The sequence below is a fragment of the Pseudoruegeria sp. SK021 genome (genome assembly GCF_002119405.1).
GTDB lineage: Bacteria > Pseudomonadota > Alphaproteobacteria > Rhodobacterales > Rhodobacteraceae > Meridianimarinicoccus.
On sequence record NZ_MTBG01000001.1, the window covers coordinates 471,069 to 486,151 of the forward strand.

The following is a 15,083-nucleotide window of genomic DNA, read 5'->3' on the forward strand; positions in this document are numbered from 1 at the left end:
GGAACCCTCGTAAGATTTGTGGCGATCGTCGGTGCCGGCAAGGGACGTTACCTTGCCGGGGTTGTAAAGGGTTCCAGAAAGAAGCGCACCATCTCGTCCGATGCAGCCGGTCCCTGAGGATCAGTGTAAGTTCCCGCAGAATTCCCCCCGGACCAGGCATGGCCTGCGCCGTCGATTTTCCAATACTCAGACTGCGCGATCCCATCCGCCCCCGCGACCGTGCTGCGGGTATAGCCGCGCCCGCCCGCCGAGGTGCCTTGCAGCACGGTCGCAGGCGCAGTGTCGCCGTCCCGGGCCAGCGCGATCAAGCGGTCGCCGTTCACGGGCGCGACGGTGCTATCCGCGCTGCCATGAAAGACGATGATGCGGGGGCGTCCGCGTCCACCCTTTGCCACCGGTGCGGGCGCATCCCCGCGCATGGCCGCGAATGCAGAGGTCGCATCCTTGGCCGCGCCAGCAGGCAGGCCAGAATGGACGCCGATTGCGGCAAAGGTGTCCGGGCAAGTCTGGCCCAGAATGTCGGCCATGCCGCCGCCCGCTGACAGGCCTGCCGCGAACACCCGCGTGTGATCGAGACCAAATTCCTGCGCCAGTTCGGTCGCAAGTCCGGCCAGGATTGCAGGCTCGCCCGCCGTCCCGGTCTGATCGCCGGATCGAAACCAGTTCCAGCAGCCCATCGGATTGAAGGCCCGTGTCTGCGACGGATAGGCCACGATCAACTGATGCGCCTCGGCCAGTTCGTTCATTCCTGTTCCGACCGCGAAATCATCTGGGCTCTGGGTGCACCCGTGCAGCATCACGATCAGGCCGCGGGGCGTCCCCGACAAGCTGGACGGCACATAGAGGCGATAATCGCGTGCGCCAGCGCTGTTGCTGTAGCTCCGCCAGTCGTAGCGCGCCTTGTCGGGAATTGTCGGCGAGGCGGTCTGCGACGGCATTCCGCCGACGCCATCCCGCAACCGGGTCATCACATCCCGCAATGAGCCGCGCTTTGCGGCTTTGCGGGGGAAAAGCACTTCTGCCTCAGCCGCATTTGGGTCTATCCGCGGGCCTTTGGCATCGCCGGACGGCTTACCTGCCCCAGTCCCGAGCTGTGTGGCTGCACCCGGTTGTGATTGCGCGGCACCACCTCTGTTCAGCGCAGACTGGAGGGTTCGGGTGGCATCGCCCAAGTTCCCCGATCGGGTCTGGGCCAAGGCGCGGCGCATCGCACTTTTGAAGTCATCGGTCATGATTTGTCCTAATGATCACACGTCTTGCAACGCTATTGGATGCGGTCCGCGAGGGCCGCTTTGACATCTGCCGAGGCCTGAAGCGCCCCAAGTATGTTAAGAGAAGTGATGGTGGCCCGGGCCAGTTCCGCACTGACATCCGGCGCGATGCGCGCCAAGCCGACGACCCTGATCGAAAGATGCCGCCCGGCAGCCAGTGCTGCCTCTAATTCGGCCCGCGAGATGACCCTCAGCCCGAGCTCGAGCTGGTGGCGCGCCATCGAACCGGACAGCGCATCACTTTCGGCGGACAAATGGTTGCGGATCGCGGTGCGGATAAAATCCGTCCGGTTGGAATAAAACCCGTCCTGAACCAGAAGATCAATGCGGCCCAGATCGACATGACCGAGGTTGATTGTGATCTTCTCATTGTCAGCAGGTTTAACGCTTTGTCCGGCCGTCATCCATTTCTCCATCCGTATGGATGGTATATGGAGGATGATTTCGCGACTTCAAGAGGGTTATTCTGCACTGCAGCATAATTTCTGACCCAACCCCGACGCCGCGGTCAGCCAGCGTCGCGCTTTGCAGCCAACAAGGCCGTGTCCAACGCTTGCAGAAACCGGGACCGATCAGCTTTGGAAAACGCCCGCCCGCCACTGACATGGAACGGATCCGCCGCGCGAATATCGCTCATCAGATCGCGGGTCGCCAAGCGTGGGCCGATATTCGCCTGCGTCAACGCTTCGCCGTTATGCTGCAAAACCCGCGCGCCCGCTTTGACGCAGCGGTCTGCCAATGGGATATCCGACGTGACCACCACATCGCCGGGGGCAGCACGATCTGCGATCCACATATCTGCAATATCGGGGCCAGCCTCGACAAATACATGACTGACCAGCGGGTTCTGTGACGGGCGCAAGCCACCGTTACACACCAGAACCATCGGCACCCGATGACGCGTCGCAACCCGCTCTGCCTCGGCCTTAACCGGGCAGGCATCCGCGTCAATGTACAACGTTGTCATGCTGGCACCGCAGAGAACGCATCCGCATGGAACTGGGCATGGTCCTCGAAGAACGACGAAATAAAGTAATAAGAGTGGTCATAGCCGGGATGGAGCCGGAACTGTCCGTTTTGTCGGCGCTTGAACATGGCCTGTGCCAATGCCTCGGGCATCAGCAAATCCAGAAACTGATCCGCGCCCCCCTGATCGATCAGGACCGGGCCATCAAACCCCACATCACGCATCTGAAGGCTGGAATCGTGCTTGGCCCAGTCGGACTCTTCGGTTCCAAGATACGCCATGAACTGCTTGCGCCCCCACCGTGATCGCGACGGATGGGAAATCGGGGCAAAGGCCGACACCGATTGAAACCGCTCAGGATGGGCCATCGCAATGGTCAAAGCGCCATGCCCCCCCATTGAATGGCCCGAAATCGACTGGCGTGTCATGTCCAGCGGGAAGTGGGCGGCCAAGAGTAGCGGCAGCTCGTCGACGATATAGTCCCACATCCGATAGTGGGCTTTCCACGGGTCCTGAACCGCATTGACATAAAAGCCTGCGCCCTGCCCCAGATCGAAGCCGGGATCGTTGGCAACAGCCGCTCCGCGCGGCGAGGTGTCAGGAAGCACCAAAGCAAAGCCATGCTTCGCCGCATGCGCCTGCGCCCCCGCCTTTTCCATCGCATTGGCATGGGTACAGGTTAGCCCAGACAGATACCACAGCAGCGGGACCGGCTTCAGCGTCGCTGCGGGCGGAATGAAGAGACCAAATGTCATGTCACAGGCGCACACGTCGGACGGATGACAATAGACCCCCTGTATGCCCCCATAGGACCGCGTTTCCGAAATGATTTCCATTTGAATACCCTTTAAACCCTTTTTTAACGGCTACGGCACTGAACCGGTTCCGGCAAGACTGTGTGTGGGCCTATGGTTTAGGTCCGGCGCTTGCGGAAACTAAACCGTTTGGTTTATCACCGATGCGACGTGTCAGGAGTACCAAGTGGACCAGCCGATCCCACAGATCAAAAAGGGCCGGAAGTACGATCAGGTCCTGTCCGGGGCGCGTGAGGTCTTTCTGCGCGAAGGCTTTGAAGGCGCGACAGTCGATGCCATTGCGCGATCGGCTGGCGTGTCAAAAGCGACGCTCTACAGCTACTTCCCCGACAAGAAATTGCTGTTTCTTGAAGTTGCCCAAGCAGAATGTTGTCGCCAAGCTGAAACCGCGATCGTCTTGTCCATGAGTGGGCGAAGCGTCGAAGACACCCTGCGCGAGATCGCAGAGCGAATGACCGGATTTTTCCTGTCTGCCTTCGGACAGCAGGTGTTCCGGATTTGTGTCGCCGAAGCCCACCGCTTTCCCGAAATTGGCCGGACGTTCTATCGCTCTGGACCCGAGCAAGCCCGCAACCAGTTGGCCAATTATCTGCAAGGGGCCGTGGCCCGGGGAGAGTTGCAGATCGACGATTGTCGGCTGGCCGCCGATCAGTTCGCAGAGCTTTGCAAGGCCGATTTGTTCAGCAGGCTGATTTTCAATATGACTGACGATGTCAGCGCCGCCCAGATCACCCGGGTGATCGACGGCGCTGTTCAGATGTTCATGGCCCGCTACGGGATTTGACCCGCCTCGCGCCCCGACCGGGTTCAGTCCAGACGGCGCGCTTCGAACTGATTTCCGGCACCGCGCCGGATCTCAAACATTTTCAGCTCGGCCATCAGGTCGCTCAGTTTTTTCTTACCGTAGTTCCGAGCGTCGAAATCAGGATTTCCGGCGGTAATATACTGGCCGATCTGGCCCAGAGAATACCACTCGTCATCCTGTTCGATGGCGTCCATCGCCCGCAGAATCAATGGACGGGCATCCAGAGGCTGCAATTTGCGCGCCACGCCGGCCGGCTCCAACGCTCCCGGCAGTGCGGGCTCAGGATCGGGGTCCGAAGGATCACGGGACAGGTTTTCGACATAGATGAACCGCTTGCAGGCGCGGCGAAAGCTTTCCGGGGTCTTTTGTTCGCCCATGCCATAGATATCGATGCCCTGCTCACGGATCCGGCTGGCCAGACGGGTGAAATCACTGTCTGACGACACCAGAACGAAGCCATCGAACCGACCGGTGTGCAGGATGTCCATTGCGTCGATAACGAGCGCGATATCCGATGAATTCTTGCCACGTGTGTTCGACGGAGCCTGAATTGGCACGATCGCCAGTTGCGCCAGCTTTTTCGACCAGCCCTTCAGGCCATCCCGCGCAAAATCACCGTAAATGCGCCGGATCGAGGCTTCCCCGAAGCTTGAGATTTCCTCAAATATGGCTTCGGCATAGCTCGCGGGCACATTGTCGGCATCGATCAGAACGGCCAACAGCTTGGTTGTGGGATCAGGCATCAGACCTCCTGCAGAGTCTTGTACATCACCAACGCATCAACATACCCTGCGGCCGGGTGACGAAAGGCGGCAGGTAGCCGACCCACTGTGTCAAATCCGGCGCGGTGCCACAACCGGATTGCACCGGCATTGGTGCTGACCACGAAATTGAACTGCATGGCGCGAAAACCAAGCGTCGGCGCCAGCGCCAGCGCATGGTTTAGCATAGCCGAGGCCACCCCTTGCCCCTGCGCATCTGCGGCCGTGACAAAGCCGCAATTACACACATGCGCCCCGTTGCCGCCCTGATTTGGCGTCAGGAAATACGTGCCTAAGGGCCGGGTGGTTTCTGCAAGAAACACCGTCTTCGGCGACGACGTCCAATAAGCAAGCGCGTCGTCTTCCGACACGCCCGGATCAATCGTATAGGTGTCGCCGGCCCGAAATGCCGGTTCCAACATCGACCAGAGCGCGAGTCGATCCCCTGCGGTTGCCGGGCGAATCTGAACGGTCAATAGACCACGACGGCCCGGATGGACTTGCCCTCATGCATCAGATCAAAGCCCTTGTTGATGTCTTCCAGCGCCAGCGTGTGGGTGATCATCGGGTCGATCTCGATTTTGCCGTCCATGTACCAATCGACGATCTTCGGCACGTCGGTGCGGCCACGGGCGCCGCCAAACGCGGTGCCGCGCCACGACCGACCGGTCACAAGTTGAAACGGACGGGTGGAAATCTCGGCCCCGGCTGGCGCCACGCCAATGATGATCGACTCGCCCCAGCCCTTATGCGCCGCCTCCAGTGCCGTCCGCATGACGCTGACATTGCCCGTGGCATCAAACGTATAGTCGGCGCCGCCCCCCGTGAGGGCCACCAGATGCGCCACCAAATCGCCCTCCACCTCTTTTGGATTGACGAAATCGGTCATGCCAAAGCGGGTCGCCATCGGAATTTTGTCTGGGTTCACATCGACGCCAACGATCTGGTCTGCCCCGGCAAGCCGCAGCCCCTGCAACACGTTCAGACCGATGCCGCCCAGACCAAAGACAATGGCGCGCGACCCGATCTCGACCTTGGCAGTATTGATCACGGCACCGATGCCCGTGGTCACCCCGCAGCCGATATAACAAATCTTGTCGAACGGCGCGTCGGACCGCACCTTGGCCAAAGCAATCTCAGGCAGGACGGTGTGGTTGGCGAAGGTCGAGCACCCCATGTAATGCAGGATTGGGGTGCCATCGAGCATAGAGAACCGCGACGTGCCATCAGGCATCAGGCCCTGACCTTGGGTGGTGCGGATCTTTTGGCAGAGGTTGGTCTTGGGATTGAGGCAATACTCACATTCCCGGCATTCGGGCGTATACAGCGGGATCACGTGGTCGCCGGGTTTCAGGGTGGTAACGCCCGGCCCCACTTCCAGAACCACACCTGCGCCTTCGTGGCCAAGGATGGCGGGAAACAGGCCTTCCGGATCGGCACCAGACCGGGTGAATTCGTCGGTGTGGCATAGACCGGTGGCCTTGATTTCGACCAGAACCTCGCCTGCTTTCGGGCCGTCGAGTTCGACCTCCATTACTTCAAGCGGGGCACCGGCTTTCAGTGCTACAGCTGCTTTGGTACGCATGTAATGACCCTCGTTCGACTGGTTTGGACCGATGGCCCCAGCGTTGCATTCGCGCGGATATTGGTCGAAAAGACACAGGGTTTCAACGTTCTTGCAGAAGCCATTGCAGATTTTCGGCAGTCTAGGCACTTTACCGGAAAATGAGGAAAAGCATGTCTTCAGTTCGAAAACTTCACACCGTCTTTCTACTCGGCCTTGGCGGCCTTGGTCTTGCCGCCTGTCAACCGGCACAATTGGCTGAGGTGCAACCTGCTGCCCCGGAACCGGTGACCTGTGATGCGTCATTTTACACCTATCTTAAGGGCGAGCCGATCTCGGTGGTCGACACGCTGAACACGGGCGTTCAGGTCCGGGTTCTGGCTGCGGATTCTTTTGTCACCAAGGATTTCGAGGCCAATCGCCTGACCTTCACGACCAGCCCGGACGGAACTGTCAGCCGGATTTTCTGCGGCTAAATCACGGTACGGACCGCCCCCCGTCTCGCCGGTTGCAGTATGCTGCACCGGCCCTTTTGGCATGACAAACAAGCGTCGGACCTTGTTCGGACTTTTATCGGACTTTCGTCGGACCGTGTTCGGACCGCGCCACACGAGGCGGGACCATGGCCGCTGGCGGGAAAACCCCTCTCGACACGAGGGGTGAGTCGCCCGTATCAGAACATAATGAGAACATTATTGCTGCCACAATAATGCCGGCTCGTCGGATTTTGTCCCTCTGGTTCCCACGTTTGGGGGCTGAACGCCTGTTGCGTCTGGAACAGAGCGCCCTTGAGGCGCCGCTGGCCGTGATCGGGGACCACGCCAACGGTCAGGTCATCACCAGCCTCTCGGTCTTGGCCGAAGCGGAGGGATTGCGGCTGGGCCAACCCTTAAGCGATGCGCGCGCCCTGTGCCCCGGCCTGCTGACCCGGCCCCGCATCCTGCGGGCTGAATTGGCCCTGCTGTCAGCGCTGCGCCGGTGGGCCGGGAAATTCTCGCCTTGGGTGGCAGAAGACCCGCCCGGGACGCTGATGTTGGACCTGACCGGCTGCGCGCATCTGTTCGGCGGCGAAGCGGCACTGGCGACGCAGATCGAAGCGGACTGCACCGATCTGGGCCTGACCGTACGGCTTGGGCTGGCCGATACGGTGGGGGCGGCTTGGGCACTGGCCCGCTTTGCCGGGGTGACGGCTGACAGCGTCCGCAGCGGCGATGCCATCGATCAAGAGGCCCGGGCGACGCGGTCCCGCGCCGTGAAGCGGCGCCATTGGGAACGCGGCGGGGCCTCGCCTGCCACCGCCGTTGCGCAAGGCACACAAACGCTGCGAATCGCCCCGCCGGGACTGACCCGTCAGGTGTTGAACCCGCTTCCGATCGCAGCCCTGCGCCTTGAGCCCGGGGATGTCGCCGCCTTGGCCCGTCTCGGGCTGCGTCGAATCGAGGACCTGGCCGCACAGCCCCGGGCCGGTTTGGCACGGCGCTTTGGCCAAGGGGTGGTGATGCGGATGGATCAGGCCTTTGGCGCAGTTCCCGAGCCGGTGTCACCCGCCGCCGCCCCGCCCCGGTTTGCCCTGCGGATGACCCTGCCGGAACCGATCGGACTGGAAAGCGACCTGATCGCCGGGATCGACCGGTTGCTGGCGCGGCTGGAGACTAAGCTGCGGGCCGCTGGACAGGGTGCGCGCACCGTCCGGTTCCAAGCGTTCCGCTGCGACCGCCGCATGGAAGAGATCGAGATCGGGCTGGCCCGCCCCAGCGCCGATCCCGACCGGATCCGCCCCCTTCTGATCCTGAAGCTGGGCCAGATCGACGCCGGACCGGGGATCGACTGCCTGCGGCTGGAGGCCCCGGTGACCGAACCGGTTCACGCCACCCAGCACAAGGGCCATCTTGATGCCGCCCGGGACGCCGTGGCCCGGCAAACCGACGACACCCGGCTGGACGATCTGATCGGTCGCCTTGGGGCGCGGCTAAGCCCAGAGGCCGTGACCCGCAAGCATCCGGTCGACACCCATATTCCAGAAAAGACGGCGCAGGTGCTGGCGGCGGCGTGGTCGGCGCCCGCCGCTCATTGGCCGCCGACGCCGACGCCGCGTCCATTGCTGTGCTGGCGGCCAGAACCGGTTACGCCGATTGAGGAAGGGCCGCCCCCGGCCAAGAATGCCCCGCGCCGACTGAGCAAGCGGTTTGTCTGGCGACGGCGGGAGTACTGCTGTGTGGCAACCCGTGGCCCCGAGCGGATTTGCCCGGAATGGTGGCTTGATGACCCCAACTGGCGCAGCGGTGTGCGCGATTACTGGCAGGTGACCACCGCCGACGGCGCATCCTTGTGGCTGTACTACGCCCATGGCGGCACCTTGTCGGCCGGATGGTTCTGTCAGGGGGCCTTTGCCTGACAGTGGCCTAGCGATGGCCTGACGGTGGCCTGACCTGCGCGGCGCAGAAGCCACCGGCCTGCGGGACGTGCGCGAAAAATGGTGGAAAAAATCGGACCCCGGCGCCGCAAATGTGGGGGCAATTGAAAACCGGCCCCGGGGTCCATAGCACTTGGCTACCCTCACGGTTTGCCCGACAAATCGGGCATTTTCATGGCGAATCTCGCGAATAAACGCAACAATAAGAGAAGAATTGGTGAAAAATTCGCCCAGCGGCCTGACCGCTGGGGTCGTGGCCCGGCGGGCGCGAGAGACTTGATTTCACGTCCCAAGCGGCCCAAGCTTAGGCCATGACCGTGCAAAGCCCGACCCCGTTTCCCGGACCGCCTCACACGACCGAACAGGTTGCCTTTCAGCGCTTAGAGCTGGGGCTGATCCTGACGCTTTATGGCCGCATGGTGGCCGCTGGCGAATGGCGCGATTATGGTATTTCTTGCCTGCGCGACCGGGCGGTCTTTTCGATCTTCCGGCGCACAGCAGAAAATCCGCTTTATCGGATCGAGAAGACCCCGAAGCTGCGCAACCGGCAGGGCCAATATGCCGTGGTCGGGATGAATGGCCAGATCCTGAAACGCGGCGAAGACCTGAAAGCCGTGCTGCGGGTGCTGGAGCGCAAGCTGATCCGGCCCGTCTGAGCCCACCGGATCGGGCCGCGCCTAGAGCCGACGATGCGAGGTGACGGCGCCATCGCCCTGCTCGGCGATCCGAGCAATCGCATCGGTGACCGGTTCCAGCGCCACGGCCATATGATGGGCGTTGGCGTGGATCAACAGGTCCGGGTCCACCACCAGCGCCACATGCCCGCGCCAGAACATCAGATCGCCCCGTTGCGGGGCCGTCCGCGGGGCCAGTGCCTTGCCCAGCACCCGCTCCTGATCGCCACTGTCCCCCGGGCAGGCCACGCCGCAGGCCAGAAGCGCCGTCTGAACCAGCCCCGAACAATCAAGACCCAGCCGGGAATTGCCGCCCCAAAGATAGGGGGTGCCCAGAAACAGATCGGCCACGGCCACCGGATCGCGGTATCGCAGATGCGCCTTGGCCACATGGACCGCCGGTACGAACAAACCGTCCTGGGTCCGGAAGAACGCGCCATCCCGGTCGGTCAGGGTCAGCAGCGTGCCAAAAGACAGGCTGACCACATCTTCGGATTTCAGGTCGGGACGTTTGTAAAGATGGGTCGCCAGCGTCGCGACCTTGTGGGTCGCAGGCCGGGCCGGGGCCAGCAGGGCCGGGTCAATGAACCCCGCATAGCCGTCCTGTTCGGCCTCGACCATATAGGCCCCATCCCGCTGACCGCTGGCGGTGACGATCGCGCCCATCAGCAGCTGACGCACCCGCGCGCCGCCCGGCGTTTTGCGCAAATCGGCCACAGGAACTGTGACCTGAAACCGTTGGGTGGTGCCGTGGGCCTTGCCGCTCATGTGATCGATCCCGCTATCGGTGCCTGCATTTTCTGCTTGGCAGACTCCCTATCCTATAGCTGTGGAAGTTCAAGCGCCGTCGGAAGCGCCTCAAGCAGGGCGCGGGCCCCTTGACCGACGCCACCCTTGGGCCGGGCCGGGGCCGCGACCGGTTGCCAGCCATAAATATCGAAATGGGCATAGCGCTGGCCCTCGGGGACAAAGCGGCGCAGGAACAGCGCGGCGGTGATCGCCCCGGCAAATCCGCCCTTCGGCGCATTGTCCAAATCCGCGATTCCCGGTTCAATCATAGGCTCATACGGGGCATGAAACGGCAACTGCCAGACCGGATCGCGGACCAAATCGCCCGCACGCAACAAAGCCTGCGCCAGACCGGTATCATCGGTAAAGAACGGCGCCAGATCTGGGCCGACCGCCACCCGTGCCGCCCCGGTCAGGGTTGCCATCGACACCAGAAGGTCGGGGTTTTCTTCGCCCGCGAAGGTCAACGCGTCGGCAAGAACCAGCCGACCTTCCGCATCGGTATTGTTGATCTCGACGGTCAAGCCCTTGCGAGAGGTCAGAATATCCTGCGGCCGAAACGCATTGCCAGCAATGGCGTTTTCCACCGCCGGGATCACAACCCGCAACCGCACGGGCAGGTTCAGCGCCATGATCATCCGCGCCAGCCCCAGAACCGTGGCCGCCCCGCCCATATCCTTTTTCATCAGCCCCATCGACGCCGCAGGCTTGATGTCGAGACCACCGGTGTCAAAGATCACCCCTTTGCCGACAAGGGTCACCCGCGGACCGCTTTGGCCCCACCGCATGTCGATCAAACGTGGCGCCCGGCTGGACGCGCGCCCGACCGCATGGACCATCGGAAAATTCGCCGCCAACAGATCGTCGCCGACCACACAATTGAAATCCGCCTGAAAGTCTGCAGCCAGATCGCGGGCGGCCTGTTCAAGCTCGCCTGGGCCCATATCAGAGGCCGGTGTATTGATCAGGTCCCGGGTCAGCGCCTCGCCGGCAGCCAAAGCTTCCAGCCGCGCCGCATCCACGCCCTCAGGGCAGACCAGTTGCGCGGTTTCCCGGGAGGTGCCAGCATAGCGGGTGAACCCATAGCCGGCCAAAAGCCACGCCAGACACGCCTCGTCCGCATCCCGGGGGTCAAGGGGCGTCGCGATGTGCCATGCCCCCACCGGCAGCCTTGATGCCGCCTGCGCCACGACAAAGCGGCTGCGCTGCCGTGCGGCGTCTGGCCCCAGACCAAAGACCGCCCCAACACACGCCCCAGAGGCATCCGGCAGCAGGCACAATTCGCCCTCAGCCCCGGCGAAGCCACAATCCGACACCCAAGTCGCCACCGGTGCGGTCTGGGTGGCCAGCCACTCTGCCAAGGTGGCAGGGGTCACAAGAACGAGCGGGCGCGACGGGCTTTCGGGATCTGCGAACTTCAACGACATGGCTTCCTCAAAATGACTGGCTTATCGGGATCTTATGCGCCTGTGTGCACCCGAGTAGCAAGTCAAAGCGCCCACCCCCGGCCAAGTTCAACCCGCCCGGCCATCGGAATTCCAGAACGCCGATAACGACTGATGCCCCACCCGGGACAACCGGGCGCAGACTGCCATGATCGCCACCGTATCCCCACAGGTGGCCGCATCTTGCAGGTTTCGGGCCACACGCCGCAGCAACGGCAGCCCGATCTGTTCGGCAGTGGATTCCAGTTCTGCCGCCGTCTGGACCAAAAGGTCAGGTTGGACGGCGTTCTGGTCCCGCTCTATCTGCGACAGACATCGCACCAGCGTTTCCATCCCTGCACAGAGCAGATCATCCGCCCGCGACCGCCCGAGATGCCGATAGAGATCGTCCAGCCGCCGGGAATCCAGCCGAATGGTTTCCACATGCCGTAAAACAGACAGATTCCTTGTCACATAACGCCCCTTTTCCATCGCCCCCCTGCAATCTCTTGCAATTTGCCCGCCCTTCCTGAACAAGACCTTGTTCCCCTGCGGGAAACCGCATCAAATATCGTGCAAATCTTAGGGAGTTGACCGATGGACGACCAAACGCCCGACATTACCAGCACAACCGGCCTCAAGATTCAGCCCGCCCCCGGCTATCTGATCCAACGCTATCGCGGATGGAAAGCGACCGATCACGTTGAAAATCAGGTCTGGTATCGACGGCTTGCGGAAAAGGGCCAACGGCCGCGCTGTATGGTGATTTCCTGCTGTGACAGCCGGGTTCATGTGACCGAATTGTTCGGCGCCGGCCCCGGCGAATTCTTCATTCACCGCAATATTGCCAATCTGGTGCCGCCCTATGCCCCGGATACGGATCATCACGGCACCTCAGCGGCGTTGGAATACGCGGTCCGGCATTTGCAGATCGCCAACCTCATCATCATGGGCCATTCGATCTGCGGCGGAGTCGCCGGATGCCATCAGATGTGTGCGGGCGACAGCCCCGAATTGGATGATCCGGACAGTTTTATCGGCCGGTGGCTGGACATCCTGCGCCCCGGATATGAGCGGATCAAGGATCTGGACGGGATCGACGCGCAACAAGCGGCCTTGGAACGCGAGGCGGTCGTGGTTTCCATTGAAAACCTGATGACCTTTCCCTTTGTGCGCGACGCCATCGAGAATGGCGAATTGGCCGTGCATGGGATGTGGGTCAATGTCGCCAGTGGCGAGTTGGAAGTGCTGGACGGCGAAACCCGGAAGTTCGCGCCGGTCTGACCCGGCACTTGCCAGCACAACGCCCGGGCCTGAAAACAGGCCCGGGCGCGAAGGCTTAGCCTTTTTTCAGAACCCGGTTGCCCAGCGTTTCTGCAATCTGAACCGCGTTCAACGCCGCGCCTTTGCGCAGGTTGTCGCTGACGCACCACAGGTTGATCCCGTTATCGATGGTGCTGTCCTGACGAATGCGGCTGATGAAGGTGGCGTAATCACCGACGCATTCGACCGGCGTGATGTAACCGCCGTCTTCGCGCTTATCGATCACCATGATGCCGGGTGCTTCCCGCAGAATGTCGCGGGCTTCTTCTTCATCCAGATGCTCTTCGAACTCGATGTTGATCGATTCCGCGTGGCCCACAAAGACCGGCACCCGAACGCAGGTCGCGGTGACCTTGATCGACGGGTCGATGATCTTTTTGGTTTCGGCCACCATCTTCCATTCTTCCTTGGTCGTGCCATCCTCGAGGAAGACATCGATATGGGGAATCACGTTGAAGGCGATCTGCTTGGTGAATTTATTCGGCGCTTTTTCCTGACCGGGGACATACATGCCCTTGGTCTGATCCCACAGCTCGTCGATCGCTTCTTTGCCCGCGCCGGAAACCGACTGGTAGGTCGAAACAACCACGCGCTTGATCTTGGCACGATCATGCAGCGGCTTCAGGGCGACAACCATCTGGGCCGTCGAGCAATTCGGATTGGCGATGATGTTTTTCTTGGAATAGCCCATGATCGCTTCGGGATTCACTTCTGGCACGATCAGCGGCACCTGCGGATCATAGCGATAGAGCGAGCTGTTATCGATCACGACGCATCCCGCACCAGCAGCACGCGGCGCATAGATTTTGGTCGCATCCGAACCAACCGCGAACAACGCGATATCCCAGCCGGTGAAATCAAATTGCTCCAGATCCTGGGTTTTCAGAGTCTTGTCGCCAAAGCTCACCTCGGTGCCCATCGACTTGCGCGAGGCCAGAACAGCGATCTTGTCGACCGGGAATGCCCGCTCGGCCAGAATATTTAGCATTTCGCGGCCCACGTTGCCCGTGGCGCCGACGACGACGACATTATACCCCATATTCCGGGACTCCTTTGTGTGTATCGGGCGTCCCCTATCGCACCAGCGCGCCCGAGGGAAGGGCAATGGGGATTATTGGGCGACCGTTCTGTGCGCTTGCGCCAGTTTTGGCCGCACCAAATCGGGTGCCACGGCGACCGTTCCACCGGCGCCCGGGACCACTTTTGGATAATAAACCTGATCGAGATAGGTCATGAAGACATCGCGCAGACCGGCATCAAAGGTCAGGTCGTCAGCGCCAGAAAACGCGGCGGCAAGGTCAGCCGGACCATCAATCGGCGTGACCAGACCCGGCATCCGGAAGAACGCCTCGCCCAGCACCAGCACCGGGCGCTCATAGAAGAACGCCTGCAATCCGACCGAAGAATTCAAGGTAATGACGGCCTTGGCAGCCTCGACCTGACGGAATGTGTCGGTGGCATTGTCGATCACAATCCGGCCTGGATGCGCCGCCATCGCCGCCGACAAGGTCTCGGTCAACGGAATTTTCGACGACGGATGTTCCTTGAGCCGCAGATGCCAACCCGGGGGCAGATGCGCCGCTGCGGTCACCAACGCGGCGATGAAGCCATCCAGATCACCGACCCAACCCGCGAATTGGCGAATCTGGGTGTCATCCGGCACTTGTAGCGGACAAAAGATAAAATTCTGCCCGGCCAAAGCCGATGCATCGTCGCTTTGGCCCACATCAGCGCGCTTGGACTGGCGCGCGGTCAGGGTTTCTTTCATTTGCATCCAGCCCATCCCGGATCGCGACGGCGCGTCTGCCGCCCAATTCCGGTAAAAGGCTGGGTCCCGGGGCAGCGAATTCAACTGATTGATCCCGACCGGATCGACGGTCACCCGCCCCGGCAAGGGCGCGCGTTCTAGATAGACCCGGGGCCGCCCGGCATCCTTGGCCGCCGCCATAAACGCCCGCCGGGTGCCGGTCAGCCCGTTCCAGGCCACCGCCACGGCATCAGGATGGGTGTCGAACAGGTGGCGGAACCAGTTGTACTGCACCGAATAGAGCATTTTCTTCAAGGTCGGCGTACCGCGACTGCGCGGTTGATGCTTGGCGGTGCGCAGCGCGTCGCGGGCCCGGTCTGCGGTTTCTGGATAGCCGCGAAAGCGCCAGCGCAGATCGGAAATGCAGGTGCCGCCGCCGCCCGTCTCGCAAACCGAGGCCATCATGCCGTCGATTTCCGGATTGCCGTCTTTCAGATAATAATACATCGCCGCCCTCGTTGCTGTGCCTG

At 61.8% G+C, this 15,083-nt stretch carries 17 protein-coding genes; 5 read left to right on the forward strand and 12 right to left on the reverse strand.

The window, feature by feature from the left end:
- Window positions 1-47: 47 nt before the first annotated feature.
- The 4 genes from BV911_RS02240 to fghA form a co-directional block, all read right to left on the reverse strand.
- A complete protein-coding gene (locus tag BV911_RS02240; RefSeq protein ID WP_086051933.1) occupies window positions 48-1,232 on the reverse strand; it encodes a PHB depolymerase family esterase in 1,185 nt (394 codons plus the stop codon).
- Between the two features lie 32 nt (window positions 1,233-1,264).
- Complete coding sequence (locus tag BV911_RS02245) at window positions 1,265-1,675, reverse strand: CopG family transcriptional regulator (RefSeq protein WP_086051934.1); 411 nt, start codon at window positions 1,673-1,675, stop codon at window positions 1,265-1,267.
- Window positions 1,676-1,779: 104 nt separating this feature from the next.
- On the reverse strand, window positions 1,780-2,238 hold the full coding sequence (locus tag BV911_RS02250) for a YaiI/YqxD family protein (protein ID WP_086051935.1): 459 nt from the start codon (window positions 2,236-2,238) through the stop codon (window positions 1,780-1,782).
- Window positions 2,235-3,074: an S-formylglutathione hydrolase gene (fghA, locus tag BV911_RS02255; protein WP_086051936.1), complete on the reverse strand. Its 840-nt coding sequence runs from the start codon at window positions 3,072-3,074 to the stop codon at window positions 2,235-2,237. Before fghA ends, BV911_RS02250 begins: the two co-directional genes overlap by 4 nt.
- A 145-nt stretch (window positions 3,075-3,219) precedes the next feature.
- Between fghA and BV911_RS02260 the strand changes: the two genes are divergently transcribed.
- Entirely contained in the window at window positions 3,220-3,837 is a 618-nt protein-coding gene (locus tag BV911_RS02260) for a TetR/AcrR family transcriptional regulator (protein ID WP_086051937.1), read from the forward strand.
- Window positions 3,838-3,860: 23 nt separating this feature from the next.
- On the opposite strand, the gene BV911_RS02265 is transcribed toward BV911_RS02260, so the two are convergent.
- Genes BV911_RS02265 through BV911_RS02275 form a run of 3 tightly spaced genes read right to left on the reverse strand, consistent with a single transcriptional unit; the run spans window position 3,861 to window position 6,204 of the window.
- Window positions 3,861-4,601, reverse strand: coding sequence for an NYN domain-containing protein (locus BV911_RS02265; protein ID WP_086051938.1), 741 nt, complete (start codon window positions 4,599-4,601; stop codon window positions 3,861-3,863).
- Window positions 4,601-5,095, reverse strand: a complete 495-nt coding sequence (locus BV911_RS02270) for an N-acetyltransferase family protein (protein WP_371587754.1) — start codon at window positions 5,093-5,095, stop codon at window positions 4,601-4,603. Before BV911_RS02270 ends, BV911_RS02265 begins: the two co-directional genes overlap by 1 nt.
- Window positions 5,092-6,204, reverse strand: coding sequence for an S-(hydroxymethyl)glutathione dehydrogenase/class III alcohol dehydrogenase (locus BV911_RS02275; RefSeq protein ID WP_086052029.1), 1,113 nt, complete (start codon window positions 6,202-6,204; stop codon window positions 5,092-5,094). Before BV911_RS02275 ends, BV911_RS02270 begins: the two co-directional genes overlap by 4 nt.
- A gap of 152 nt (window positions 6,205-6,356) precedes the next feature.
- Here BV911_RS02275 and BV911_RS02280 point away from each other — a divergent pair, with 152 nt between their 5' ends.
- The 3 genes from BV911_RS02280 (at window position 6,357) to BV911_RS02290 (ending at window position 9,252) form a co-directional block, all read left to right on the forward strand.
- Window positions 6,357-6,659, forward strand: coding sequence for an I78 family peptidase inhibitor (locus BV911_RS02280; protein WP_168183956.1), 303 nt, complete (start codon window positions 6,357-6,359; stop codon window positions 6,657-6,659).
- Between the two features lie 233 nt (window positions 6,660-6,892).
- On the forward strand, window positions 6,893-8,578 hold the full coding sequence (locus tag BV911_RS02285; RefSeq protein ID WP_086051941.1) for a DNA polymerase Y family protein: 1,686 nt from the start codon (window positions 6,893-6,895) through the stop codon (window positions 8,576-8,578).
- Between the two features lie 329 nt (window positions 8,579-8,907).
- Entirely contained in the window at window positions 8,908-9,252 is a 345-nt protein-coding gene (locus tag BV911_RS02290; protein ID WP_086051942.1) for a DUF2794 domain-containing protein, read from the forward strand.
- 21 nt (window positions 9,253-9,273) lie between these two features.
- Here BV911_RS02290 and BV911_RS02295 read toward each other — a convergent pair whose 3' ends face one another.
- From BV911_RS02295 to BV911_RS02305, 3 genes are all read right to left on the reverse strand, one after another.
- Window positions 9,274-10,038 carry a C40 family peptidase gene (locus BV911_RS02295; RefSeq protein ID WP_086051943.1) on the reverse strand — a complete coding sequence of 255 codons (765 nt, stop codon included), beginning with the start codon at window positions 10,036-10,038 and terminating at the stop codon, window positions 9,274-9,276.
- A gap of 53 nt (window positions 10,039-10,091) precedes the next feature.
- Complete coding sequence (locus BV911_RS02300; RefSeq protein WP_086051944.1) at window positions 10,092-11,486, reverse strand: M17 family metallopeptidase; 1,395 nt, start codon at window positions 11,484-11,486, stop codon at window positions 10,092-10,094.
- Between the two features lie 87 nt (window positions 11,487-11,573).
- Entirely contained in the window at window positions 11,574-11,957 is a 384-nt protein-coding gene (locus BV911_RS02305) for a hypothetical protein (RefSeq protein WP_139840015.1), read from the reverse strand.
- 123 nt (window positions 11,958-12,080) lie between these two features.
- On the opposite strand from BV911_RS02305, the gene BV911_RS02310 reads away from it, so the two are divergent.
- Entirely contained in the window at window positions 12,081-12,767 is a 687-nt protein-coding gene (locus tag BV911_RS02310; protein ID WP_086051946.1) for a carbonic anhydrase, read from the forward strand.
- Window positions 12,768-12,822: 55 nt separating this feature from the next.
- Here the strand turns inward: BV911_RS02310 and BV911_RS02315 are convergent, their stop codons facing one another.
- Complete coding sequence (locus BV911_RS02315) at window positions 12,823-13,845, reverse strand: aspartate-semialdehyde dehydrogenase (RefSeq protein ID WP_086051947.1); 1,023 nt, start codon at window positions 13,843-13,845, stop codon at window positions 12,823-12,825.
- 72 nt (window positions 13,846-13,917) lie between these two features.
- Window positions 13,918-15,060, reverse strand: coding sequence for a hypothetical protein (locus BV911_RS02320; RefSeq protein WP_086051948.1), 1,143 nt, complete (start codon window positions 15,058-15,060; stop codon window positions 13,918-13,920).
- Between the last annotated feature and the right edge of the window lie 23 nt (window positions 15,061-15,083).

Excerpts from the sequence above, each read along its gene's own strand:
- BV911_RS02240 (WP_086051933.1), bottom strand. The coding sequence starts at position 1,232 with ATGACCGATGACTTCAAAAGTGCGATGCGCCGCGCCTTGGCCCAGACC.
- BV911_RS02245 (WP_086051934.1), bottom strand. The coding sequence starts at position 1,675 with ATGACGGCCGGACAAAGCGTTAAACCTGCTGACAATGAGAAGATCACA.
- BV911_RS02250 (WP_086051935.1), bottom strand. The coding sequence starts at position 2,238 with ATGACAACGTTGTACATTGACGCGGATGCCTGCCCGGTTAAGGCCGAG.
- fghA (WP_086051936.1), bottom strand. The coding sequence starts at position 3,074 with ATGGAAATCATTTCGGAAACGCGGTCCTATGGGGGCATACAGGGGGTC.
- BV911_RS02265 (WP_086051938.1), bottom strand. The coding sequence starts at position 4,601 with ATGCCTGATCCCACAACCAAGCTGTTGGCCGTTCTGATCGATGCCGAC.
- BV911_RS02275 (WP_086052029.1), bottom strand. The coding sequence starts at position 6,204 with ATGCGTACCAAAGCAGCTGTAGCACTGAAAGCCGGTGCCCCGCTTGAA.
- BV911_RS02280 (WP_168183956.1), top strand. The coding sequence starts at position 6,357 with ATGTCTTCAGTTCGAAAACTTCACACCGTCTTTCTACTCGGCCTTGGC.
- BV911_RS02285 (WP_086051941.1), top strand. The coding sequence starts at position 6,893 with ATGCCGGCTCGTCGGATTTTGTCCCTCTGGTTCCCACGTTTGGGGGCT.
- BV911_RS02290 (WP_086051942.1), top strand. The coding sequence starts at position 8,908 with ATGACCGTGCAAAGCCCGACCCCGTTTCCCGGACCGCCTCACACGACC.
- BV911_RS02295 (WP_086051943.1), bottom strand. The coding sequence starts at position 10,038 with ATGAGCGGCAAGGCCCACGGCACCACCCAACGGTTTCAGGTCACAGTT.
- BV911_RS02300 (WP_086051944.1), bottom strand. The coding sequence starts at position 11,486 with ATGTCGTTGAAGTTCGCAGATCCCGAAAGCCCGTCGCGCCCGCTCGTT.
- BV911_RS02310 (WP_086051946.1), top strand. The coding sequence starts at position 12,081 with ATGGACGACCAAACGCCCGACATTACCAGCACAACCGGCCTCAAGATT.
- BV911_RS02315 (WP_086051947.1), bottom strand. The coding sequence starts at position 13,845 with ATGGGGTATAATGTCGTCGTCGTCGGCGCCACGGGCAACGTGGGCCGC.
- BV911_RS02320 (WP_086051948.1), bottom strand. The coding sequence starts at position 15,060 with ATGTATTATTATCTGAAAGACGGCAATCCGGAAATCGACGGCATGATG.